The following is a 22,563-nucleotide window of genomic DNA, read 5'->3' on the forward strand; positions in this document are numbered from 1 at the left end:
CAGCGTCGCGAGTTCCACGCTCCCGTCGGCGAGTTCCGCGGTCAGCCCTGGGGCACGCGCTCCGGCTCGGGTTCGGGCTTCGCCCGGTCGCCGTGGCCGGGCCACCACGCGGCGCGCCCGATGAGCGCCGTCAGGCTGGGCACGAAGAACATCGCCATCACGAACGCCGCCACCAAGATCCCGAACGACAGCGCGAACCCCATCTCCGCCAGCAGCGCGTTGCCCGCCAGCATCAGCGCCCCCAGCGAACCGGCCAGGATGACGCCCGCCGCGGCGATCGTCGGGCCCGTGTGGCGCACCGCCAGCGCCGCCGCCTCCCTCGGCGAATGACCGTTCTTCGCCTCTTCACGCAGCCGCGCCATCATCAGGATGTTGTAGTCCGTCCCCAGCGCGACCACGAACATGTAGATGATCAGCGGGATCATGAAGATCAGCCCGGTCTCGCCGATCGCGTTCTGGAACAGCAGCGTCGTCGCGCCCAGCGTCGCCGCGAAGCCGAGCCCCACCGACGCCATCACGTACCACGGCGACACCACACTCCTCAGCAGCAACGCCAGCACCAGCATGATCAGCACCGCCGCCACCGGGAACACCACCCGGTAGTCGCGGTTCATCGTGTCCTGGATGTCGACGTACACCGCCGTCTCACCGCCGACCAGCGCCCGCGCGCCCGGCGGAGCACCCTCGTGCGCGGCCGTCCGCAGCGGGCCCGCCACCGTGTCGATCGCGGCGTCCGAACTCGGGTCGTCGGTCAGGGTCACCGCGAAGCTGGCCGTCGCGCCGTCGGTGCTGACCTGCGGCTGCCCGACCTGCCCCACGCCCGGCACGGCCCGCAGCCGCTCCCCGAACGACGGCAGCGCCGCAGCGTCCAGCACGCCACTGTCACTGTGCAGGTAGACGCTCGTCGGCGAGGTCGTCCCCGGCGGCAGCCCGCGTTCCAGCTGCCGCAGCCCGACCTGCGATTCGGCGGTGTCCGGCATCGACCCGGACGCCAGGTCGAACGTCGGGTTGAAGTTGACCAGCCCGGCCGCCAGCGCCGCCATCACGACACCGGACACGGCCGCGAAGATCGCCGGCTTGCGCCCCAGGCTCCGCCCGATCGCCGTGAACCGCGCTCCGGTCGGCTCGGCCCGCCACGACTTCGACGGCCAGAACACCTTGGCGCCCAGCAGCGACACCACAGCCGGCACCAGGGTCAGCCCGGCCAGCAGCGTCACCGCGACCGCGATCGCCAGCGACGGCCCCATCGAGCGGAAGAACCCGAACAACGACAGGGCCATCGACAGGAACGCGATGATCACGACGGCGGCCGCGGACGTGATCGCCTCGCCGACGCGGCTCACCGCGGTGACCATCGCCTGCCTCGGTTCGTCCCCGGCCCGCAGCCGTTCGCGGAACCGGAACATCAGGAACAGGATGTAGTCGGTGCCGACGCCGAACAGCACCACGATCAGGATCGACGAGATCGACGCGTCGGTCTGCATCCCGAACAGCTTCACCACCCAGGAGATGAGGCCGTTCGCGATCTGCGACACGATCCCGATCAGGACGATCGGCAGCAGCGCGATCACCGGGCTGCGGAAGATCACCAGCAGCAGCACGAGGATCAGCAGCACGGTCGCGATGCCGACGACGGCGTCCGCGCTGCCCGACGCCTCCTGCACGTCGAGCTGCTGGGCCACGCTGCCGGTGGTCGCCGCCTTCAGGTCACCGCCGCCGAGCAACGCCTGGAGTTCGCCGCGGAACTGCTTCGCCGACTCGGTCAGCTGCTGCGCGTTGGCCGAGGACAGCTGCGGCATCTTCACCGCGGAGATCTGCACGACGTTGTCGGGTGCCGGGACGGCCGGCGAGATCAGCTCGACGTCCGGCAGGCGCTTGCCGGTCAGGCCGGCCACGACTTCGCCGGCCTTCTGGGTGTCGGCCGCGGTCAGCGGCGCGTTGTCGCCGCGGTAGAACACGACGAGCATCGACGGGGTGAACGCGGCCGGAAACGCTTCCTGGCCCAGGGTCATGGCCTGGATGGACTCGTAGTCCCGGGGCAGGGCGTCGCTTTCGTCCGTGCTTCGGGGCAGCGCCGGCGCGGTGAAGATCACCACCACGGCCAGCACGACCCAGGCGGCGATCACCCACCAGGGCCGATGCACGACCAGCCGCCCCAGCCGGGCGAAGACGCCGCGTTCGATGACGGGTTCTTGCCTCGCGGAGGTCATGCCCCATTCAACCGCCGCCGGCCTGAGAACCGGGATCAGGGGCCGCGCGGAGCGCGTCCGTTGAGGGTGGTGGTGGGCTGGCGGGCGGGCGGCCTAATTCCCTTGCCAGTCCTCGGCGAGCAGCCCGAGCAGCACCTCGTCCAGGAACTCGCCCATCACCCAGGAGGAGGAACGCAGTACGCCCTCACGGACGAAGCCGTTGCGCTCGGCGGCGCGCAGCATCGGGAAGTTGTCCGCCAGCGTCTCGATCTGCAGCCGGTGCAGGCCGCGCACGACGAAACCGTAGTGGCACAGCACGGCGACGACGTCGGTGCCGTAGCCCTTGCCGCGCGCGGACGGCAGCAGCCCCAGCCCGATGTGCGCGGACCGGTGGTGGGTGTCGATGCCCCACATCGTCGCCGTGCCGATCAGCGTGTCGCCCGCCAGCTCCACCACGGAGAACGGCACGTGCCCCGGGTCGGTGTCGTCCCCCACGAGGCGCGGGTCCTTCGTGTCCGGCCGGAGCGGCCGCCAGGGCCGGCTGTCCGCTCGCGAGCCGGTCACCACGTCGTCGTACAGCTCCGTGCGCAGGACCGGGATGTCGGCCTCGTGCCGGGCGCGCAGCCCGACCAGGTCACCCTTCAGCATGCGGGTTTCCTATCGGACCGGCCCGGTCCGGGGCAACCGAATAGGACCTACCGCGACGCGGCCGCGTTGTAGAGCGCCTCCGCGTCCGCGCCGAAGTACGGGCCGAACATCACGCCGGGCAGGAAGGTGTAGCCGAAGCTGTTCACCGAGTTCTGGATTCCGGTCCCGGTCGAGGTGTCGAAGTTCAGGAACCACGGGCCGCCGCTGGAGCCGCCCGTCATGTCGCACCGCATGCCCAGGTCGCCGGAGCCGAGCGCGTCGTTGAAGGTGCGGCCGGCGCAGTAGGTCAGTTCGCTGCCGTCGTAGGGCGGCTCGGCGGGGTAGCCGAAGCTGTACATCACCTGGCCGCGCGGCTGGTTGAAGGCGATGCCCTGCGCGCCCACCACATCGGTGAGGTACCGGCCGTTCAGCGGCGCCACCACCGCGGCGCCGACGTCGTAAGCCAGATCTTCGCTGGCCTGCCACTGCGGCGTGGTGAGGGTGGTCGTCGCGGCCCATTCGCCGTACGGGGCGTTGCCGTTGTCGTAGCCCGGCACGAAGATCCAGTCGGTGTGCCAGCTGCCCTGGTACTTCACGCAGTGCCCGGCCGTGATGACCACACTGCGGTTGGCGCTGGTGACCGCGTCCCCGCTGCACGAAGCCGGGGAGCCGTTGAAGGTGAAGAAGACCCGGCCCGCGGTGTGCGTCACCGCGCCGCCGCCGGTCCACGGGTCGCCGGTGCTGGCCTTCGAGGTCCGGGACGGGAGCAGGCGCGGGACCGCGGTCCGCACGTCGGCGGTGACGTTGCGCGCGGCGGTGAGCAGGTTGTCCAGCGGCTTGGCCGAGCGCATCTTCTCGGGCGTCCAGTACTCGGCCGCACCGGCGCCCTGCACGTGGATCGCCGGTCCGGGCGCCGCCGTGGCGGGCGCGCTGAACACGGCCGTGGTGACCGCGGCGACCGCCGCGAGGACCAGTGCCCGGATACCTGTTCGCTTCATGACGCTCACCCGTCTGCCGACCGTTCGTTGCCACCGAAAGTTAGGCGGCCACGACAGAGTGAACAATCGGCCGTTCGGGCCCAGGGTGAGCCCGAACGGCCGATGCGCGTGCTTACACCACAGCGAGCGGCAGCGCCGTCGGATGCACCGGCGCCGGCAGGTCCGACGCGCCGGTCAGGTAGGCGTCCACCGCGTGCGCCACCGAGCGGCCCTCGGCGATCGCCCACACCACCAGCGAGGCGCCGCGGTGGGCGTCGCCGCAGACGAACACGCCCGGGGCCTCGGTCTGCCAGTCCGGGCCGCACGAGATGGTGCCGCGCCGGGTCAGCCGGATGCCCAGGTCGTCGAGCAGCCGCATGTGCTCCACGCCCTCGAAGCCGATCGCGAACAGCACCAGGTCGGCCGGGATCTCCTCGATCTCGTCCGACACCGGCAGGACCTCGCGGCGCCCGGTCTCCGGGTCCTTGACGACCTTGACCCGCTGCAGCTCGATGGCGCGGACGTGCCCGTTCTCGTCGCCCACGAACCGGCGCACGGCGACGCCGAACTTCCGCTCGCCGCCCTCCTCGTGCGCCGGGTAGGTGCGCAGCACGTACGGCCACGTCGGCCACGGCGACCGGTCGTCGTCCCGGGTGGCCGGCGGCATCGGGTACTGGTCCAGCTGGGTCACCGACGCCGCGCCCTGGCGGATCGCGGTGCCGTAGGAGTCGGCGCCGGTGTCACCGCCGCCGATGATCACGACGTGCTTGCCGTGCGCGTGGATCGGCGACGGCCCGTCGCCCTCGCACTGCTTGTTGGCCGGCACCAGGTGCTCCATCGCCAGGTGGATGCCCCGCAGCTCCCGGCCCGGCGTGGTGGTGTCGTCGCGGCCGCGCAGCGCGCCCACCGCGAGCACGACCGCGTCGTAGCGCGCCCGCAGCTCCTCGACGGTGATGTCGACGCCCACCTCGCAGCCGGTGACGAACTGCGTGCCCTCCTTCTTGAGCTGGGCCAGGCGCTTGTCGAGGTGCTTCTTCTCCATCTTGAACTCGGGGATGCCGTAGCGGAGCAGCCCGCCGAGCCGGTCGTCCCGCTCGAAGATGGTCACGTCGTGCCCGGCGCGGGTGAGCTGCTGGGCGGCGGCGAGCCCGGCCGGGCCGGACCCGACCACGGCGACCCGCTGACCGCTGGCCACCTCGGCGACCTGCGGCTGGGCCAGGCCCAGCTCCCACGATTTCTCCGCGATCGTCGCCTCGACGCGCTTGATCGCGACCGGTCCGCCGGACAGCGGCGAGATGGACAGCGTGCAGCCCGCCTCGCACGGCGCCGGGCACAGCTTCCCGGTGAACTCCGGGAAGTTGTTGGTCGCGTGCAGCCGGTCGCTGGCCGCGGCCCAGTCGCCGCGGCGCACCAGGTCGTTCCACTCCGGGATGAGGTTGCCCAGCGGGCAGCCGGAGCCGGCCGAGTGGCAGAACGGGATGCCGCAGTCCATGCAGCGGGTGGCCTGGGTGCGCACCTGCTGGTCGCGCTCGGCGGGCTCGAGGTCGGCGTAGACCTCGCGCCAGTCCTCGGCGCGGTGCTCCTTGGGGCGCTTGGGCGGCTCGACCCGCTCGTACTTCAGGAAGCCCTTGGGGTCAGCCACGAGACGCCACCTCCATGATCGCCTCGTCGACGTCGCGCCCGGCGGCCTTGGCGGCCCTGGTCGCCTCCAGCACGCGCTTGTAGTCGCGCGGCATGACCTTGGTGAAGCTCGCCGACCGGCGCGGCCAGTCGCCGAGCAGCGACGCGGCGACCGCCGAGCGGGTGAGTTCGTGGTGTCGGGTCACGATGTCCTTCAACCAGTTCAGATCCTCGGGCTCGAGCAGGAGCAGCTCGACCATCTCGCGGTTGACGCTGCCCTCGTCGAGGTCGAGGACGTAGCCGATACCGCCGGACATGCCCGCGGCGAGGTTGCGGCCGGTCGGACCGAGCACCACGGCACGGCCACCGGTCATGTATTCGAAGGCGTGGTCGCCCACGCCCTCGGCGACGACGGTGGCGCCCGAGTTGCGTACGCAGAACCGCTCGCCCACCTGACCGCGCAGGAACATCTCCCCCGCGGTCGCTCCGTAGGCCAGCGTGTTGCCGGCGATGACCTGACGCTCGGCGGCGAACGTCGCGTCCGGGTGCGGCCGCACGATGATGCGGCCGCCGGACAGGCCCTTGCCGACGTAGTCGTTGGCGTCGCCCACCATCTCCAGCGTGACGCCGCGCGGCAGGAACGCGCCCAGCGACTGCCCCGCCGATCCGACGAGCCGGATGTGGATCGTGCCGTCGGGCAGGCCCTCACCGCCGTAGCGGCGGGTGATCTCCGACCCCAGCAGCGTGCCCACGGTGCGGTTGACGTTGCGCACCGGCAGTTCCAGCCGCACCGGGTGCGCGTCCTCCAGGGCCGCCTCGGACAGCTGGATGAGCGTGCGGTCCAGGGCGTGCTCGAGGCCGTGGTCCTGCTCGCGGATCTTGCGCCGGGCACCGCCGTACGGGGTGTCGGCCGGCATCTCGAAGATCGGCTTCAGGTCCAGGCCGCCGGCCTTCCAGTGGTCGACCGCCTCGTCGGTGTCCAGCACGTCGGCCCGGCCGATGGCCTCGTCCAGGGTGCGGAAACCCAGCTCGGCCAGCAGCTCGCGGACCTCCTGCGCGACGAACCGGAAGTAGTTCACCACGTGCTCGGCCTGCCCGGTGTAGCGCTTGCGCAGCTCCGGGCTCTGGGTGGCGACCCCGACCGGGCAGGTGTCGAGGTGGCAGACGCGCATCATGATGCAGCCGGCCACGATCAGCGGCGCGGTGGCGAAGCCGTACTCCTCGGCGCCGAGCAGCGCCGCGACCACCACGTCGCGGCCGGTCTTCATCGCGCCGTCGACCTGCACGGTGATGCGGTCGCGCAGCCCGTTCAGCATCAGGGTCTGCTGGGTCTCGGCCAGGCCGATCTCCCACGGCGTGCCCGCGTGCTTGAGCGAGTTCAGGGGCGAGGCGCCGGTGCCGCCGTCGTGACCGGAGATCAGCACGACGTCGGCGTGCGCCTTCGACACCCCGGCCGCGACCGTGCCGACGCCCAGCGAGCTGACCAGCTTCACGTGGATGCGGGCCTTCTCGTTGGCGTTCTTCAGGTCGTGGATCAGCTGCGCCAGGTCCTCGATCGAGTAGATGTCGTGGTGCGGCGGCGGCGAGATCAGGCCGACGCCCGGCGTGGAGTGCCGGGTGCGCGCGATCCACGGGTACACCTTGTTCGGCGGCAGCTGGCCGCCCTCGCCTGGCTTGGCGCCCTGCGCCATCTTGATCTGGATGTCGTCGGCGTTGACCAGGTACTCGCTGGTGACGCCGAACCGGCCGCTGGCGACCTGCTTGATCGCGCTGCGCCGCTCGGGGTCGTAGAGCCGCTCCGGGTCCTCGCCGCCCTCACCGGTGTTGGACCGGCCGCCGATGCGGTTCATCGCGATCGCGAGCGTCTGGTGCGCCTCGGCCGAGATGGAGCCGTAGGACATCGCGCCGGTGTTGAACCGCCTGCAGATCGACTCGACCGACTCGACCTCGTCGATCGGGACCGGCGTGCGGCCCTCCTTGCGGAACTTGAACAACCCGCGCAGCGCGCCGCCCTCGCGGGAGAGGCGGTGCACCTCTTCGGTGTAGCGCCGGTACACCTCGTCGCGGCGGGTCTTGCTGGCGTGCTGCAGCAGGAACACCGTCTCCGGCGTGAACAGGTGCAGCTCGCCCTCGCGGCGGTAGGCGTACTCGCCGCCGGTGTCGAGACGGCGGTGCACGCGGTCGGTCGGGTTGTCCGGGTAGGCCCGGCGGTGCCGGACGGCGACCTCCTCGGCGAGCACGTCGAGACCGACGCCGCCGAGCTTGGACACCGTGCCGGTGAAGTACTCGTCGAGCAGTTCCTGCGACAGCCCGAAGGACTCGAACACCTGCGCCGCGGTGTAGGCGCCGACGGTCGAGATGCCCATCTTGGACATGATCTTCAGGACGCCCTTGACCAGCGCGTTGACGTAGTTGCGCACCGCCTTGCGCGGCTCGATCCCGGTGATCGCGCCCTGCGCGATCATGTCCTCGATCGTCTCGAAGGCCAGGTACGGGTTCACCGCCGCGGCGCCGTAGCCGAGCAGCAGCGCGATGTGGTGGACCTCGCGGGCGTCACCGCTTTCCACCACGAGCGCCACGCGCAGCCGTTCCTTGGTGCGCACCAGGTGGTGGTGCACCGCGGAGACCAGCAGCAGCGACGGGATCGGCGCCATCTTGTGGTCGGAGTCCCGGTCGGACAGCACGAGCGTGCGCGCGCCGGCCGCGATCGCCTCGGACGCCTCGCGGCGCACCCGCTCGATCGCCTCCGCCAGCGCCTTGCCGCCGCCGTCCACTTCGAACAGTCCGGACAGGACGGTGCAGGCGAAGCCCGGCAGGTCGCCGTCGTCGTTGATGTGGATGAGCTTGGCCAGCTCGTCGTTGTCGATGACCGGGTACGGCAGCTGGATGTGCCGGCACGAGGCCGGGCCCGGGTCGAGCAGGTTGCGCTCGGGACCCATGATCCGGCTCATCGACGTGACCAGCTCCTCGCGGATCGCGTCCAGCGGCGGGTTGGTCACCTGCGCGAAGGCCTGCTTGAAGTAGTCGTAGAGCTGGCGCGACCGCTTGGACAGCACGGCGGGCGGGGTGTCGGTGCCCATCGAGCCCAGCGGCTCGGCGCCCTTCTCCGCCATCGGCGCGAGCAGGATCTTCAGCTCCTCCTCGGAGTAGCCGAAGGCGAGCTGACGGCGCAGCACCGAGTCGTGGCTCTGCGTGACGTGATCGCGGTCGGCCAGATCGGCCAGCTGCAGCAGGCCGGCGTGCAGCCACTCCTCGTACGGGTGCTGCTGGGCCAGCTCCGACTTGATCTCGTCGTCGGCGACGATGCGGCCGGCCTCGGTGTCCACCAGGAACATGCGGCCCGGCTTGAGGCGGCCCTTGGCGACCACCTGGTCCGGCGGCACGTCCAGCACACCGGCCTCGCTGGCCAGCACGACGCGGTCGTCGGCGGTGCGCCACCAGCGGCACGGGCGCAGGCCGTTGCGGTCCAGCACCGCGCCGACGAGCGCGCCGTCGGTGAACGTGACGCACGCCGGGCCGTCCCACGGCTCCATCAGGCTCGCGTGGAACTGGTAGAACGCGCGCCGCCGCGGGTCCATGGTGGTGTGGTTCTCCCACGCCTCCGGGATCATCATCAGCACGGCGTGCGGCAGGCTGCGGCCGCCCAGGTGCAGCAGTTCGAGGACCTCGTCGAACGACGCCGAGTCCGACGCGTCCGGCGAGCACACCGGGTAGAGCCGGGTCAGGTCGCCCGGGATGACACCCGACTCCAGCAGCGCCTCACGGGCCCGCATGCGGTTGCGGTTGCCGCGGATCGTGTTGATCTCACCGTTGTGCGCGACGAACCGGAACGGGTGCGCCAGCGGCCACGACGGGAACGTGTTGGTGGAGAACCGGCTGTGCACCAACGCGATCGCACTGGTCAGCCGCGGGTCGCGCAGGTCGCCGAAGAACGCCGGGAGCTGCTCGGGCGTGAGCATTCCCTTGTAGACCATGGTGCGCGCGGACAGCGACGGGAAGTACGTGCCGCACTCGGCGACCACGCTCTCGTGCTCGACGCGCTTGCGCAGGCAGAAGGCGAGCCGGTCCAGCTCCAGGCCGGCGGGGCGCACGCCGTCGGCGTCCGGCTTGCCCGCCACGAACAGCATGGCGAAGTGCGGCATCACCGACCGCGCGGTGGGGCCGATGTCGGCGGCGTCGGCGTCGACCGGGACCTCGCGCCAGCCCAGCACGTCGAGGCTCTCCTCGTCGGCCAGGCGCTCGATCAGCGCGACGGCCTTGCCGCGCGCCTCCTCCTCGGTGGGCAGGAACGCGATGCCGGCGGCATAGCGGTGGTGGCCCTGCGCGTCGGGTTCGGGCAGCTCGAAGCCGGCCTCCTCGCGGAGCAGCTGGTCGGGCAGCTGCACGAGGATCCCGGCGCCGTCGCCGGAGGTCGGTTCGGCGCCCGCGGCGCCCCGGTGGTCCAGGTTGATCAGCGCCGTCAGCCCGTCCGTGACGATGGCGTGGGTGCGCCGGCCCTGAATGTCGGCCACCATCGCCACACCGCAGGAATCCTGCTCCGTGGCAGGGTCGTACAGGCCCTGCTTGCCCGGGTTGGCGGAGAAGATCATGCGGGGACCTCCTTCGTCGTCTCAATGCTCAGTTCGGAAAGTTCCCCCGGTACTGCTGCAGGGACGACGATGGCCCTTGGATTAGCGCGACCTTAACACCCAGGAAACATGAGGGCACCCTCTCGGAGTGTGGATTTTCTCATCCGATCGGTAACGATCTGGCTGCGAGGAACGACATCGTTCTTGATGGGCTGCCTTCGGCGCCTCCGACCGAGCATACGCGTCGCGCGATCCCATCAAGATTACGCAGGATCCCGCCCCGGGGCCAGATTCGCCGGTGGTAGCGTTCCTCACGCTGGTCAGCGGCTTGCCGGCCAGTGACGCGGCGGCCGCGAAACCGGTGGGAACCCGGTGCTGTGCCGCAACTGTGATGACTCGGGTGCGCTCCGTGCACACCCGGTCGAGCCAGGTCGCCTGCCGCCGCGCCGACGCCTTTCGCCCCCGGCTCAGGGGTGCGGCGTCCGTAACGCCTGGGTGCGGGACGGGGCCCCGTGACGCCGGCCGGAAACCCGAGGTTTTCTTGTGTTCCGTCGTTTCGCACCACTGATCGCGGTCCTGCTCGTGCTGACCGGATGCGCCACCCGGCCGTCCGAGGACTCGGCCGCACCCCCCGAAACCGAAGGCGCCTTCCCGGTCACGGTCGCCGCGCCCGGCGCCCCGGCCGTGACGCTCGACAAGCAGCCGCAACGCATCGTGTCGCTGTCGCCGTCGGCCACCGAGACCTTGTTCGCCCTCGGCGCGGGGCCGCAGGTGGTCGCCGTCGATTCGGCGTCGAACTTCCCCGCACAGGCGCCGCGCACGCAGCTGACCGGCCTGAGCCCCGATCCCGAGGCGATCGCCGCCTACCGGCCCGATCTGGTCGTGGTCTACGCCGACACCACCGGCCTCGCCGGCGCACTGGCCCGGACCGGGACCAAGACGCTGGTGATGCCCGACGCGAAGACGCTCGACGACGCCTACACGCAGTTCGAGGTGCTGGGCAAGGCGACCGGGCACCAGGCCGAGGGCGAGAGCCTGGCCCGGCAGACCCGCGACGACATCGACAAGATCGTCGCGGACGCGCCGAAGCGATCGCTGACCTACTACTGGGAGCTGGACCAGACGTACTACAGCGTGACTTCGGCGACCTTCATCGGCCAGGTGCTCACCCGCTTCGGGCTCACCAACATCGCCGACGGCACCGACCCGAACGCCTCCGGCGGCTACCCGCAGCTGTCGGCCGAACGCATCCTGCAGTCCAACCCGGACCTGATCTTCCTCGCGGACAGCAAGTGCTGCGGGCAGAACGCGCAGACCGTCGCCGCGCGGCCGGGCTGGAACACGCTGAGCGCCGTGCAACGCGGTCAGGTGATCGCGCTCGACGACGACATCGCCTCCCGGTGGAGCCCGCGGATCGTCGAGCTCGTCCGCACCGTCGCCGCCGCGGTCGCCAAGACCGGTGCCTGACACCCGGACCCGGCTGCGCGCCCCGGTCCTGATCGCCGGGCTCGTGGTGCTCGCGGCCGTCCTGGTGTTCGCCGTGCTCGTCGGTGCGAGCGACCTGGGCTGGCAGCGGGTGCTCGCCGAGATCTGGGCGCAGGTCACCGGCGGGCAGTCGCCGCTGTCCGTGCGGGAGGCCGCGATCGTGTGGCAGCTGCGGGTGCCACGGGTGCTGCTGGCGGCGATCGTCGGCGCGGCGCTCGCGGTGTCCGGGGCGACGTTCCAGGGCGTGTTCCGCAACCCGCTGGCCGACCCGTACCTGCTGGGCGCGGCGGCCGGGGCGGGCATGGCGGCGACGCTCGTCGTGGTGCTCGCCCCGGCGGTCAGCGGCTGGGTCGTCGGCCCGCTGCCGCTGGCCGCGTTCGCCGGCGCGCTCGGCGGGGTCGGGCTCAGCTGGCTGGTGGGCCGCTCGGCCGGGGGCAGCACGAGCACGCTGCTGCTGGCCGGGGTCGCGGTGGCGTCGTTCCTCACCGCGATCCAGACGTTCGCGCAGCAGCTGAACACCGAGACGATCCGGCAGGTCTACACGTGGATGCTGGGCGGGCTCAACGTGAGCGGGTGGCGCGAAGTCCTGATCGCAGTGCCGTACGTGGCGGTGGCGGCGGTCGTGCTGTGCCTGTCCGCGCGGTTGCTCGACGTGCTCGCGCTCGGCGACGCGGAGGCGGCGTCGCTGGGCCTGCGACCGGGCCGGATCCGGCTGGTCGTGCTGGCGGCGGCGTCGCTGGCGACCGCGGCGGCGGTGTCGGTCAGCGGGCTGATCGGGTTCGTCGGGATCGTGGTGCCGCACGTGGTGCGGATGCTCGCCGGGGCCAGCTACCGGGTGGTGATCCCGCTGTCGCTGGTCGGCGGCGCGGCGTTCCTGGTGCTGGCCGACCAGCTGGCGCGCACGGTCATGCCGGGTGAACTGCCGCTGGGTGTGGTCACCGCGTTCACCGGGGCGCCGTTCTTCGCCTGGATCCTGCGCTCGTCGCGGAGGAGGTTGTCGTGACCGCGTTGTCGTTGCGCTCGGTGCGCGCCGGTTACGGCGATTGCCCGGTGGTGCACGGGGTTTCGGTGGAGGTGCCGGCCGGCGGGTGGCTGGCCGTCGTCGGGCCGAACGGGGCCGGGAAGTCCACTTTGCTCAAAACCGTGGCCGGACTCCTGCCGCCACAAGGAGAAGTGCTCATCGGCGGCCGGTCCCGGGTGCCGCGCAAGGAACTGGCGCGGCTCGTCGGGTACGCGCCGCAGGACCCGGCGGTGCCCGTGGGCCTGACGGTGACCGACTACGTGCTGCTCGGCCGCACGCCGCATCTGGGTCTGCTGGCGCGGGAAAGCCGGTCGGATCTGTCCATTGTGGAGGAGGTGCTGGCGCGGCTGGACCTGGGCGCGCTGGCGGGCCGCCGGGTGGACATGCTCTCCGGCGGCGAGCGGCAGCGCGCGGTGCTGGCGCGGGTGCTGGCCCAGCGGGCGAGCCTGCTGCTGCTCGACGAGCCCACGACGGGCCTGGACATCGGCCACGCGCAGGCGCTGCTGGAGCTGATCGACCGGCTGCGGCACGAGGACGGCATCACCGTGGTGTCGACCCTGCACGACCTGACGTTCGCCGCGCAGTACGCCGACCAGCTCCTCCTGCTCGACGCCGGCCACGCGGTGGCCGCCGGGCCACCGGCGGAGGTGCTGACGGCGGAGGCGCTGGCGGCGCACTACGGCGCGGCCGCGGAGGTGCGGACGAACGACCGCGGTGAACTGGCGGTGCTGCCGGTCCGCCCGCTCACACCAGGGGTAGCAGGACGGGGACGGCGTTGACGGCACCGTGGACTACCAGCAGCGGCCACATCATCCGGTACTCGCTCCAGAGGAATCCGAGGAACAGCCCGAGAACGCCCTGGTTGACGAACGCCGACGCGAGGTCGGCCGGCAGGTCACCGCTGCCGTGGATGGCGACGTGCCAGACGGCCCAGAGCAGTGACGCGAGCACGATCGCCGGCCACCGGCCGATGAGCGCCTCCCACCTGGACTGCAGCCAGCGGCGGTAGAAGACCTCCTCCAGCAGGCTGTTGACGAGGAACCCGACGACGAGCACGAGCACGAGCGTGACCAGGTCGACGGTGGTCGCGAAGTCGCTGGACGGCGTGGCCCACGGGCTGGCGTAGCTGAGGAGAACCCACGCGGCGACCGGGATCGCGGGCGCCCAGCGCCGCCCCACCTCCGGCCGCCCACCCGCCGGGCGCCAGGCCGTTCCCCAGCGCCGCAGGATCCAGAACATCGCCGCGGGAACCCCGAGCAGCAACAGCACCTTCAACAGGGTGTGGGCGGGCTCGCCACCGCCGGCCAGCCCCAGCGTCACCGCGAAGAGCACCGCCGAGGCCAGGAGAACACCCGCTTCGAGGCGGGGCCGGCGCTCGGCCGGCGTGATCGCGGCGCCCCGGAACGGCACCAGGCGTACCAGCACGACGCCGGCGAGTACGGGAATCCAGCGGAACCACATCGGCACGGTGTCGCCGGTGTCCGACGAGTACCGGACACCGGTGTCGCCGGTCAGCACGAACCACAGCGCCGACCCGGCGATCAGCAGCAATCCCCCGGCGAGCACGACCGAACCCGTGGCACGCCCCGGCACCGCTCCCTCAGATTTTTTTAGCACGCTTGTACGGTATAGGAAACCGTACGATTGTGCTATAACCTGGGTATGCCGAAGCTCGTCGACCACGACCAGCGACGGGCGGAACTGGTCCGGGTGGTCTGGGACGTCATCAGCCGGGACGGCATCGAGGGCGCCACCGTGCGGAAGATCGCCGAGCAGGCCAACATCTCGATCGGCGGGCTGCGCCACTACTTCGACAGCCAGCGCGGCCTGCTGCTCTTCGCAGCGAAGGCGATGGCCGACAAGGTCACCGCTCGCATCGCCGGCCACCTGCACGGCAATCTGCCCGGGCGTGACCGGGCGCTGCTGATGCTCGAGGAGCTGCTGCCACTGGACGCCGACCGGCGGGTGGACGCGGACGTCTGGCTCGCCTGCCTGATGCGCTCGCGCTTCGACGCATCCCTCGCCGAACTCCACACGGCAGGACTCCCCGGCGAACGGCACATCTGCCGGCTCGCGGTGGCGTACTTCTGCGGGCAACCACCTCCGGAGCGCATCGGGGACCCGCTCGCCGACGGTCACCTCGACCGGCAGGCCCGGCGCCTGCACACCTTCATCGACGGCCTGACCCTGCAGGCGGCGATGTACCCACGCGAGTTCCCGGCCGAGGAGATCCGGCGGCTCCTGCACGACGAGCTGGCCGCCCTCTTTCCCGAAGACCCCGGCCCGGCGGTTCCCTAGCGGGGTTCCGTTGCCCGGCACCAGGTTCTCCTCGGACCGCCCCGGACCGAACTAGAACCTGTTACAGTCGGCCGCATGATCCTCGATCGTTTCCGCGTGACCGGCAAAGTCGCCGTCGTCACCGGGGCCGGACGCGGTATCGGCGCGGGAGCCGCCGTCGCGCTGGCCGAAGCCGGTGCGGACGTGGTGATCTCCTCCCGTACGAAGACCGACCTGGACGCCGTCGCCGCGCGCGTGGCCGGAACCGGACGGCGCGCGCACGTCGTGCCGGCCGACCTCAGCGATCCCGCGGCCGCCGCCGCGCTCGCGCAGGCCGCGGTCGGCGAGTTCGGCCGGGTCGACATCGTGGTCAACAACGTCGGCGGCACCTATCCCCGGCCGCTGCTGGACACCACACCGGAGTTCCTGGAAGAGGCGTTCCGGTTCAACGTCTCGACCGCGCACGCGCTCACCACCGCCGCCGTGCCGTTGATGACCGACGGCGGCACGGTCGTCAACATCTCGTCGAACATGGGCCGGGTCGCCGGGCGCGGGTTCGCCGCCTACGGCACCGCGAAGGCCGCGCTCGCCCACTACACGCGCCTGGCCGCCTACGACCTCGCGCCACGCATCCGGGTCAACGCGGTCGCCGTCGGGTCGGTGGCGACCTCGGCGCTGGAGGTCGTGGTGAACAACCCGGAGATCAAGGCCAGGATGGAGGCGGACACGCCGCTGCGCCGGCTCGGCGAGGTCGAGGACATCGCGGCCGCGATCGTCTACCTGGCCTCGCCCGCCGGCTCGTTCGTCACGGGGAAGGTGCTGGAAGTGGACGGTGGACTGCAGGCGCCCAACCTCGAACTCGGATTGCCGGACCTGTGACGTACCGGGTGGTGCAGTGGAGCACCGGCAACGTGGGGCGGCACGCGATCGCGGGCATCGACGCGCATCCGGAGCTGGAATTGGCCGGCGTGTGGGTGTCGAACCCGGACAAGGCCGGCCGGGACGCCGGGGAGCTGGCCGGGCTGGGGCGGTCGCTGGGCGTCGCGGCGACCACCGACGCCGACGCGCTGCTGGCGCTGGAACCGGACTGCGTGGTCTACACGGCGATGGCCGACGACCGGCTGATGGAGGCGCTGGCCGACCTGCAGCGCATCCTGCGGGCCGGCGTGAACGTCGTGTCGAGCAGCCCGGTGTTCCTGCAGTTCCCGGACGGCGTGGTGCCCGGCGAGGTGTCCGCACCCGTGCGGGCGGCCGCGTCCGAGGGTGGCGCGTCGCTGTGGGTGAACGGTGTCGACCCCGGGTTCGCCAACGACTGGCTGCCGCTGGTACTCACGGGCGTGTGCGAGCGGATCGACGAGGTGCGCTGCTTCGAGATCCTGGACTACTCGACCTACGACAACCGCAAGGTCGTCTTCGACATCATGGGCTTCGGCGGCCCGTTGGACCAGACGCCGATGCTGCTGCAGCCCGGCGTGCTGTCGCTGGCGTGGGGCAGCGTGGTGCGGCAGCTGGCGGCCGGGCTGGGCGTGGAGCTGGACGCCGTGGAGGAGAGCTTCGAGCGGCTGCCGGCGCCGTCGGCGTTCGACGTCTCGTGCGGCACGATCGCCGAGGGCACGGCCGCCGCGCTGCGGTTCGAGGTGCGCGGCATGCGGGGCGGCCGTCCGGTGTGCGTGCTGGAGCACGTGACACGGCTGCGCCCGGACCTGGGGCCGGACTGGCCGCAACCGTCCGGGCAGGGCTGCTACCGGGTGCAGGTGACCGGCGAGCCGAACTACACGCTGGACCTGCGGCTGGTCGGCACGGACGGCGACCACAACACGGCGGGCCTCAAGGCGACGGCGATGCGGCTGGTGAACGCGATCCCCGCGGTGGTCGCGGCGCCGCCCGGCCTGCTGACGGCGCTGGACCTGCCGCTGGTCACCGGGCGCGGCCTGGTCAGCTAGACATCTGCGACAGGGCGAGGTAGAGCGCCACCGCCACCGCGAGGAAGCTCGCGAACCCGAGCACACCGCCGAGGATCAGCCCGGTGCCGAAGGAGCGCCACGGGGGCCGTGCGAGCCGGCACAGGCTGCCGGCGATCATCGCGCCGAACGTGACCCCGATGTAGGCGGAGGCGTATTCGCCCCCGTGCCAGCCGGCGACGAAGTCCCGCATCAGGGCGACCACGACGACGATCAGCAGTCCGGTCGCGAGCGCGAACCCCAGGAAGGCCACACCCGGCCGCCGGTCCTCGGTCATGATCACCAGTCTGGCGAGCGGGCCGGGACCGCGCCTGAGTAGAACTACTCGCGTTCCGGGGCGACCGTGTCGGTCTCGTCGTCCTTGCTGCGCAGCGTTTCCGGTTCCTCGCGTGGCCCGCGGCGCCGGGCGAGGAAGAAGTAGACCATCGCGCCGGCGAAGACCAGGATCGACGTCCACGTGTTGACCCGCAGGCCGAGGACGTGGGTGGCGTCGTCGGTGCGCATCAGCTCGATCCAGAACCGGCCCAGCGTGTACCCGGCGACGTAGAGGGCGAACGCGCGGCCGTGGCCCAGCCGCAGCTTGCGGTCGGCGTACACGACCAGCGCCGCGATGATCAGGTTCCAGATCAGCTCGTACAGGAACGTGGGGTGCACCGGGCTGTCGGCGAGCGGGATGTTGCCGAACGCGATGCCGTTGGGGCCCTGGTCGGGGATCGTCGGGTTGTTCGGGTCGAAGCGCTGGTAGATCTCCAGGCCCCAGGGCAGCGTGGTGTGCGCGCCGTAGAGCTCCTGGTTGAAGTAGTTGCCGAGGCGGCCGATGGCCTGCGCGACGATGATGCCCGGGGCGATCGCGTCGGCCATCGCGGGCAGCGGCACGCCCTTGCGGCGGCAGCCGATCCACGCGCCCACCGCGCCGAGGGCGATCGCGCCCCAGATGCCCAGGCCGCCGTCCCAGATGTAGAGCGCCTTGACCGGGTCCTTGCCCTCGCCGAAGTAGCGCCACCAGTCGGTGATGACGTGGTAGAGGCGCCCGCCGACGAGGCCGAACGGCACGGCCCACACGGCGATGTCGACGACCGTGCCCTTGGTGCCGCCGCGTTGCACCCAGCGGCGGTCGCCCCACCAGATGGCGAGGACGATGCCGGCGATGATGCACAGCGCGTAGGCGCGGATCGGGATCGGTCCCAGGTGCCAGACGCCGCGGTCCGGGCTCGGGATCGTCGCGAGGAACACAGCCGAGGCGGAATTCACGCGCTCACCGTAACGTGCGCGGTGTGAGGTGCGCGGATCAGCCCGCGCGGTTGAGGGCGGCCGACCCGAGCGCGAGCACACACCCGACGCCGAAGATCGCCGTGAGGTACCACGGCCCGCCCTGGGTGACGTTCCAGACCGCCACGAGAGCCGCGAGCACGGCGACGACGAGGTTGCGCACCTGCAGGGGAGAAGGCCGGGCCATACCCCCAGCCTGCCACGCCCGTTCCCGCCCCCCACGCCCTCCCCCCACCGCAGCCCGCACCCGCGGCAACGCAGAACTCACGCGCGGCAACGTGGGACTCGCTCGCAGGAACGTGGGACTCGCGGACAGGAACGTGGGACTCGCGCGCACGAACGCAGAACTCGCGGCCCGCGCGAGTCCCACGCTCACGTCCCCGAGTCCCACGCTCACGCGCGCGAGTTCTGCGCTCGGGCGCGTGAGGTCTGCGTTCGGCGGCGTGAGTTCTGCGCTGGGCTCAGTCCGCGGCGGCGGCGCGTCGCTTCAGGGCGCGGTGCACCTTGCGCTTGTCGGCCTCCGCGAGGGCCTCCACGCCGGCCAGGTCGGCCAGCAGCGCGGGCTCCGTGGTGAACGCGCGGAACGCCGTGCCGATCGTCACGCCGTGGCCGGGCCGGGACAGCACCGTCACCGCGTCCCCGGCCTGCACCGGTCCCGGCTCCAGCACCCGGAGGTACGCGCCGGGCACCGCGCGCCGGGTGAAGGTCTTCACCCAGCCGCGTTCACCCAGCCAACCGGCGAACGTCCGGCACGGGATGCGTGGCGAGGTCACCTCCAGCACCAGCGACTCGCCGATCCGCCACCGCTCCCCGATCAGCGCGCCGGTGACGTCCAGACCCATCGTGGTCAGGTTTTCGCCGAACACGCCCGGCGGCAGGTCGCGGCCCAGTTCCTCCGCCCAGACGTCCAGGTCCTCCCGCGCGTACGCGTACACCGCCTGGTCGTCGCCGCCGTGGTGCCGCAGGTCGCAGATCACGTCGCCGGTCACGCCACTGCCGCCGACGCCACGCGGACCGGGCGCGGCCACCGCCACCGGCCCCTCGACCGGGCGCTTGTCGATCCCGGTGACCCCGAGATCGGCTTCCCGCACTTCCCGCTTCGACCCGATGTTGACCGACAGCACCTTGCCCGTGCTCATGCCTTGCAGAACCAGTCGGCCTGTCCGGACTCGGCCACGGCACCGCCGGGCGGGAACGTCTCGCGGAAGGTGAACGCGTACGGCGTCGGCCCGTGCGCGCGCAGGTGCCGGATCCGGTCCTCGGCCTCGTCCGTGGTCGGGCGGTGTCCCGCGGGCACCCACCACAGCGCGGTGAACGCCTCAGGCATCCGCTCGAACCACTCGCGGCGGCGCTTGAGCACCGCCCGGTGCTCCCCCGAGTACACGTACGCGGCCAGGTCCTCGACCGAGCGCCACGTCGACATGTTGACGATGATCCCCGCGCTGGTGCCGGTGTCCCATTCGAAGGCGCGCACCGCGGTCGCGTTGCCGTCCTCGGTCTGCATGCGCCACACGAAGCCGGGCGCGGCGTCGGCGAGGGCGTTGATCGGGTCCAGCGCGTCCACGAAGTCCTTGAGCTGGGGCGAGGTCAGCGGTGCGACCAGGCGACCGATGTTCACCTGAGCGAGTTCGTAGGCCATGCGGCCAGTCTGCCGATCAACCCCGGCCGGGGCCATGTGTTTTTGGCCGTCTCACGCCGTGGCGACGGCCTGGCGGACACCCTCCGCCAGCTCACCGGCCAGCGCGTGCACCGGCTCGGTTCCACCCGCGGCGGCCGACACCAGCGCGGATCCGACGATCACCGCATCGGCGAACCCGGCGATCTCCGCCGCCTGCTCGCGCGACCGCACACCCAGCCCGACGCCGATCGGCAGGTCCGTGTGCGCCCGGGTGCGGCGGACCAGCTCGGCGGCGCCGCTGCTGACCTGGTCACGCGCGCCGGTGACGCCCATGACCGCGGCCGCGTACACGAACCCGGAGCCGGCCTTCACGGTCAGGTCGATCCGCTCCTCCGAGGAGGACGGCGCGACCAGGAAGATGCGGTCCAGACCGTGCTGCTCGGACGCGGCCATCCAGTCGCCGGCCTCGTCCGGGATCAGGTCCGGCGTGATGAGGCCCAGGCCACCGGCGGCGGCGAGGTCGCGCGCGAACTTCGCCACCCCGTACTGGCGCACCGGGTTCCAGTAGGTCATCACGACCGCCCGGCCACCGCGGGCCGACACCGATTCGACGACCTCGAACAGGTTTCGCAGCCGGAAGCCGTTCTTCAGCGCGGCGTCCGCGGCGAGCTGGATCGTCGGGCCGTCCATCACCGGATCGGAGTAGGGCACGCCGATCTCCACGAGGTCCGCGCCGCCGTCGATCAGGGCCGCGAGCAAGTCCTTCGAGCCCGGCACGGTCGGGTACCCGGCGGGCAGGTAGCCGACCAGCGCCGCCCGGCCCTCCGCACGCGTCTGCCCGAACATCTCCGACAGACCGCTCACGACTTCTCCACCAATCCGAAGTACGCCGCGGCGGTGTCCATGTCCTTGTCGCCGCGGCCCGACAGGTTGACCACGATGAGCCCGTCCCGGCCCAGCTCCTGGCCGAGCTGGATCGCTCCGGCCAGCGCGTGCGCCGATTCGATGGCCGGGATGATGCCCTCGGTGCGGGACAGCAGCGCGAACGCCTCCATCGCCTCGGCGTCGGTGATCGGCCGGTACTCGGCGCGGCCGCTGTCCTTGAGCCACGCGTGCTCGGGACCGACGCCCGGGTAGTCCAGGCCGGCGGAGATCGAGTGCGATTCGACCGTCTGGCCGTCCTCGTCCTGCAGCAGGTACGACATCGCGCCGTGCAGGTTGCCCGGCGTGCCCTTGGTCAGGGTCGCGCCGTGGCGGTTGCCGTCGACGCCCTCGCCGCCCGGCTCCAGGCCGACCAGGCGCACGTCCGGGTCGTCGATGAAGCCGTGGAAGATCCCGATCGCGTTGGACCCGCCGCCGACGCAGGCCGCGACCGCGTCCGGCAGCCGCCCGGTCTGCTCGAGGATCTGCGCGCGGGCCTCCTCGCCGATGACCTTGTGGAAGTTGCGCACCATCACCGGGAAGGGGAACGGCCCGGCGGCGGTGCCGAACAGGTAGTGCGTGGTGTCGGCGTTGGCGACCCAGTCGCGCAGCGCCTCGTTGATCGCGTCCTTGAGGGTGCGCGAACCGGTCTTGACCGGGATCACCTCGGCGCCGAGCAGCCGCATGCGCGCCACGTTCAGCGCCTGCCGCTCGGTGTCGACCTCACCCATGTAGACCACGCACTCCAGGCCCATCAGGGCGCACGCGGTGGCGGTGGCGACGCCGTGCTGGCCCGCGCCGGTCTCGGCGATGACCCGCTTCTTGCCCATCCGCTTGGTGAGCAGCGCCTGGCCCAGCACGTTGTTGATCTTGTGAGAGCCGGTGTGGTTGAGGTCCTCACGCTTGAGGAAGATCCGCGCGCCGCCGGCGTGCTCGGCGAACCGCTCGGCCTCGGTGAGCAGCGACGGGCGTCCGGCGTAGTCGCGCAGCAGGCGCTGGAACTGGGCCTGGAACTCCGGGTCGACCCGGGCCTTGTCGTACTCGGCGGACACCTCGTCGACGACGCCGATCAACGCCTCCGGCATGAACCGGCCGCCGTAGGGGCCCCAGTAGCCGCGCTCGTCGGGGTCGTGCTCGGTGTGGTGCTGCTCGTGTTCGCTCATCGGCTCGGCCTCGGGCAGGCGGGATGGGATCCGGCGGTGACCAGCTTCATCAGGGCACCCTTCGGGTCGCCGGAGGCCACCAGGCCCTCGCCGACCAGCACCGCGTCGGCGCCGTGCCCGGCGTAGGCCATCAGGTCGCCCGGGCCGCGGACCCCGGACTCGGCGATCTTCACCGTGTCGAACGGCAGGCCCGGCGCGAGACGCCCGAAGACGTCCCGGTCGACCTCCAGCGTGTGCAGGTTGCGGGCGTTGATGCCGATGACCTTGGCCCCGGCTTCGAGGGCGCGGTCGGCCTCCTCGGCGTTGTGCACCTCGACCAGCGCGGTCATGCCCAGCGACTCGACGCGGTCGAGCAGCGCCATCAGGGCGTTCTGCTCCAGCGCGGCGACGATCAGCAGGACCACGTCGGCGCCGTGCGCGCGGGCCTCGTGGACCTGGTAGGGGCTGACGATGAAGTCCTTGCGCAGGATCGGGATGTCGACCGCGGCGCGGACGGCGTCCAGGTCGGCCAGCGAGCCGCCGAACCGGCGCTGCTCGGTGAGCACGCTGATGACGCGTGCGCCGGCCGCCTCGTAGTCCTTGGCCAGCGCGGCGGGATCGGGGATGTCGGCCAGCGTGCCCTTGGACGGGCTGCGGCGCTTGACCTCGGCGATGACGCCGATCGACGAATCACGCAGCGCGGACATGGCGTCCCGCGGTGGCGGCGCCTGCGCGGCGAGCCGCTTCAGCTCGTCGAACGGGAGTGCCTTCTCCCGCTCGGCGAGATCTTCCCGGACGCCGGCGACGATGTCTTCGAGAACGGTCACGGCGCAACCTCACCGGTTGTCGCACATTCACTCGAAAGCTGGCTCACAAACACCTTCCCCT

Annotated in this window: 20 protein-coding genes; 6 read left to right on the forward strand and 14 right to left on the reverse strand. The window is 71.7% G+C overall.

Features of this window, described 5'->3' with window-relative positions; all coding sequences use genetic code 11:
- Window positions 1–41: 41 nt before the first annotated feature.
- The 5 genes from L1857_RS28080 to gltB form a co-directional block, all read right to left on the reverse strand.
- Complete coding sequence (locus L1857_RS28080; protein WP_094004400.1) at window positions 42–2,210, reverse strand: MMPL family transporter; 2,169 nt, start codon at window positions 2,208–2,210, stop codon at window positions 42–44.
- A gap of 93 nt (window positions 2,211–2,303) precedes the next feature.
- On the reverse strand, window positions 2,304–2,837 hold the full coding sequence (locus tag L1857_RS28085) for a GNAT family N-acetyltransferase (RefSeq protein WP_116114419.1): 534 nt from the start codon (window positions 2,835–2,837) through the stop codon (window positions 2,304–2,306).
- A gap of 47 nt (window positions 2,838–2,884) precedes the next feature.
- Window positions 2,885–3,814 (reverse strand): trypsin-like serine peptidase, encoded by a 930-nt coding sequence (locus L1857_RS28090; protein WP_116114421.1) that lies wholly within the window; start codon window positions 3,812–3,814, stop codon window positions 2,885–2,887.
- 112 nt (window positions 3,815–3,926) lie between these two features.
- Window positions 3,927–5,435, reverse strand: a complete 1,509-nt coding sequence (locus tag L1857_RS28095) for a glutamate synthase subunit beta (protein WP_249466768.1) — start codon at window positions 5,433–5,435, stop codon at window positions 3,927–3,929.
- Window positions 5,428–10,002, reverse strand: coding sequence for a glutamate synthase large subunit (gltB, locus tag L1857_RS28100; protein ID WP_116114426.1), 4,575 nt, complete (start codon window positions 10,000–10,002; stop codon window positions 5,428–5,430). The genes L1857_RS28095 and gltB overlap by 8 nt, the downstream gene beginning before the upstream one ends.
- 522 nt (window positions 10,003–10,524) lie before the next feature.
- Here gltB and L1857_RS28105 point away from each other — a divergent pair.
- Genes L1857_RS28105 through L1857_RS28115 form a run of 3 tightly spaced genes read left to right on the forward strand, consistent with a single transcriptional unit; the run spans window position 10,525 to window position 13,266 of the window.
- Window positions 10,525–11,448, forward strand: coding sequence for an ABC transporter substrate-binding protein (locus L1857_RS28105; RefSeq protein ID WP_429727935.1), 924 nt, complete (start codon window positions 10,525–10,527; stop codon window positions 11,446–11,448).
- Entirely contained in the window at window positions 11,441–12,469 is a 1,029-nt protein-coding gene (locus L1857_RS28110; protein ID WP_094004395.1) for a FecCD family ABC transporter permease, read from the forward strand. Before L1857_RS28105 ends, L1857_RS28110 begins: the two co-directional genes overlap by 8 nt.
- Window positions 12,466–13,266 (forward strand): ABC transporter ATP-binding protein, encoded by an 801-nt coding sequence (locus L1857_RS28115; protein WP_116114427.1) that lies wholly within the window; start codon window positions 12,466–12,468, stop codon window positions 13,264–13,266. Before L1857_RS28110 ends, L1857_RS28115 begins: the two co-directional genes overlap by 4 nt.
- Here the strand turns inward: L1857_RS28115 and L1857_RS28120 are convergent.
- Window positions 13,232–14,080, reverse strand: coding sequence for a CPBP family intramembrane glutamic endopeptidase (locus L1857_RS28120; RefSeq protein WP_240323420.1), 849 nt, complete (start codon window positions 14,078–14,080; stop codon window positions 13,232–13,234). The genes L1857_RS28115 and L1857_RS28120 overlap by 35 nt on opposite strands.
- A 69-nt stretch (window positions 14,081–14,149) precedes the next feature.
- Between L1857_RS28120 and L1857_RS28125 the strand changes: the two genes are divergently transcribed.
- From L1857_RS28125 to L1857_RS28135, 3 genes are all read left to right on the forward strand, one after another.
- Entirely contained in the window at window positions 14,150–14,785 is a 636-nt protein-coding gene (locus L1857_RS28125) for a TetR/AcrR family transcriptional regulator (RefSeq protein WP_094004393.1), read from the forward strand.
- 75 nt (window positions 14,786–14,860) lie between these two features.
- Window positions 14,861–15,643: an SDR family oxidoreductase gene (locus tag L1857_RS28130; protein ID WP_116114429.1), complete on the forward strand. Its 783-nt coding sequence runs from the start codon at window positions 14,861–14,863 to the stop codon at window positions 15,641–15,643.
- Entirely contained in the window at window positions 15,640–16,707 is a 1,068-nt protein-coding gene (locus L1857_RS28135; RefSeq protein ID WP_094004391.1) for an NAD(P)H-dependent amine dehydrogenase family protein, read from the forward strand. Before L1857_RS28130 ends, L1857_RS28135 begins: the two co-directional genes overlap by 4 nt.
- Here the strand turns inward: L1857_RS28135 and L1857_RS28140 are convergent.
- The 8 genes from L1857_RS28140 to trpC all read right to left on the reverse strand — a co-directional run bounded on the left by L1857_RS28140 (window position 16,700) and on the right by trpC (window position 22,502).
- The gene (locus L1857_RS28140) at window positions 16,700–17,002 is read right to left on the reverse strand and encodes a hypothetical protein (protein WP_116114433.1); all 303 of its coding nucleotides are present in this window, start codon (window positions 17,000–17,002) and stop codon (window positions 16,700–16,702) included. The two genes, L1857_RS28135 and L1857_RS28140, sit on opposite strands and share 8 nt — an antisense overlap.
- A 44-nt stretch (window positions 17,003–17,046) precedes the next feature.
- Window positions 17,047–17,976 carry a prolipoprotein diacylglyceryl transferase gene (gene lgt, locus L1857_RS28145; protein WP_240323421.1) on the reverse strand — a complete coding sequence of 310 codons (930 nt, stop codon included), beginning with the start codon at window positions 17,974–17,976 and terminating at the stop codon, window positions 17,047–17,049.
- 37 nt (window positions 17,977–18,013) lie between these two features.
- Window positions 18,014–18,181 (reverse strand): hypothetical protein, encoded by a 168-nt coding sequence (locus tag L1857_RS28150; protein ID WP_167481566.1) that lies wholly within the window; start codon window positions 18,179–18,181, stop codon window positions 18,014–18,016.
- Between the two features lie 274 nt (window positions 18,182–18,455).
- Window positions 18,456–19,133, reverse strand: coding sequence for an MOSC domain-containing protein (locus L1857_RS28155; protein ID WP_116115279.1), 678 nt, complete (start codon window positions 19,131–19,133; stop codon window positions 18,456–18,458).
- On the reverse strand, window positions 19,130–19,633 hold the full coding sequence (locus L1857_RS28160) for a DUF3291 domain-containing protein (RefSeq protein WP_094004387.1): 504 nt from the start codon (window positions 19,631–19,633) through the stop codon (window positions 19,130–19,132). Before L1857_RS28160 ends, L1857_RS28155 begins: the two co-directional genes overlap by 4 nt.
- Window positions 19,634–19,684: 51 nt before the next feature.
- On the reverse strand, window positions 19,685–20,458 hold the full coding sequence (trpA, locus tag L1857_RS28165; RefSeq protein WP_429728422.1) for a tryptophan synthase subunit alpha: 774 nt from the start codon (window positions 20,456–20,458) through the stop codon (window positions 19,685–19,687).
- Between the two features lie 14 nt (window positions 20,459–20,472).
- Window positions 20,473–21,696: a tryptophan synthase subunit beta gene (trpB, locus tag L1857_RS28170; protein WP_094004385.1), complete on the reverse strand. Its 1,224-nt coding sequence runs from the start codon at window positions 21,694–21,696 to the stop codon at window positions 20,473–20,475.
- The gene (trpC, locus tag L1857_RS28175; protein WP_094004384.1) at window positions 21,693–22,502 is read right to left on the reverse strand and encodes an indole-3-glycerol phosphate synthase TrpC; all 810 of its coding nucleotides are present in this window, start codon (window positions 22,500–22,502) and stop codon (window positions 21,693–21,695) included. Before trpC ends, trpB begins: the two co-directional genes overlap by 4 nt.
- Between the last annotated feature and the right edge of the window lie 61 nt (window positions 22,503–22,563).

Origin of the sequence: Amycolatopsis thermalba, from assembly GCF_023376025.1 — a bacterium.
Lineage (GTDB): Bacteria > Actinomycetota > Actinomycetes > Mycobacteriales > Pseudonocardiaceae > Amycolatopsis_E > Amycolatopsis_E thermalba.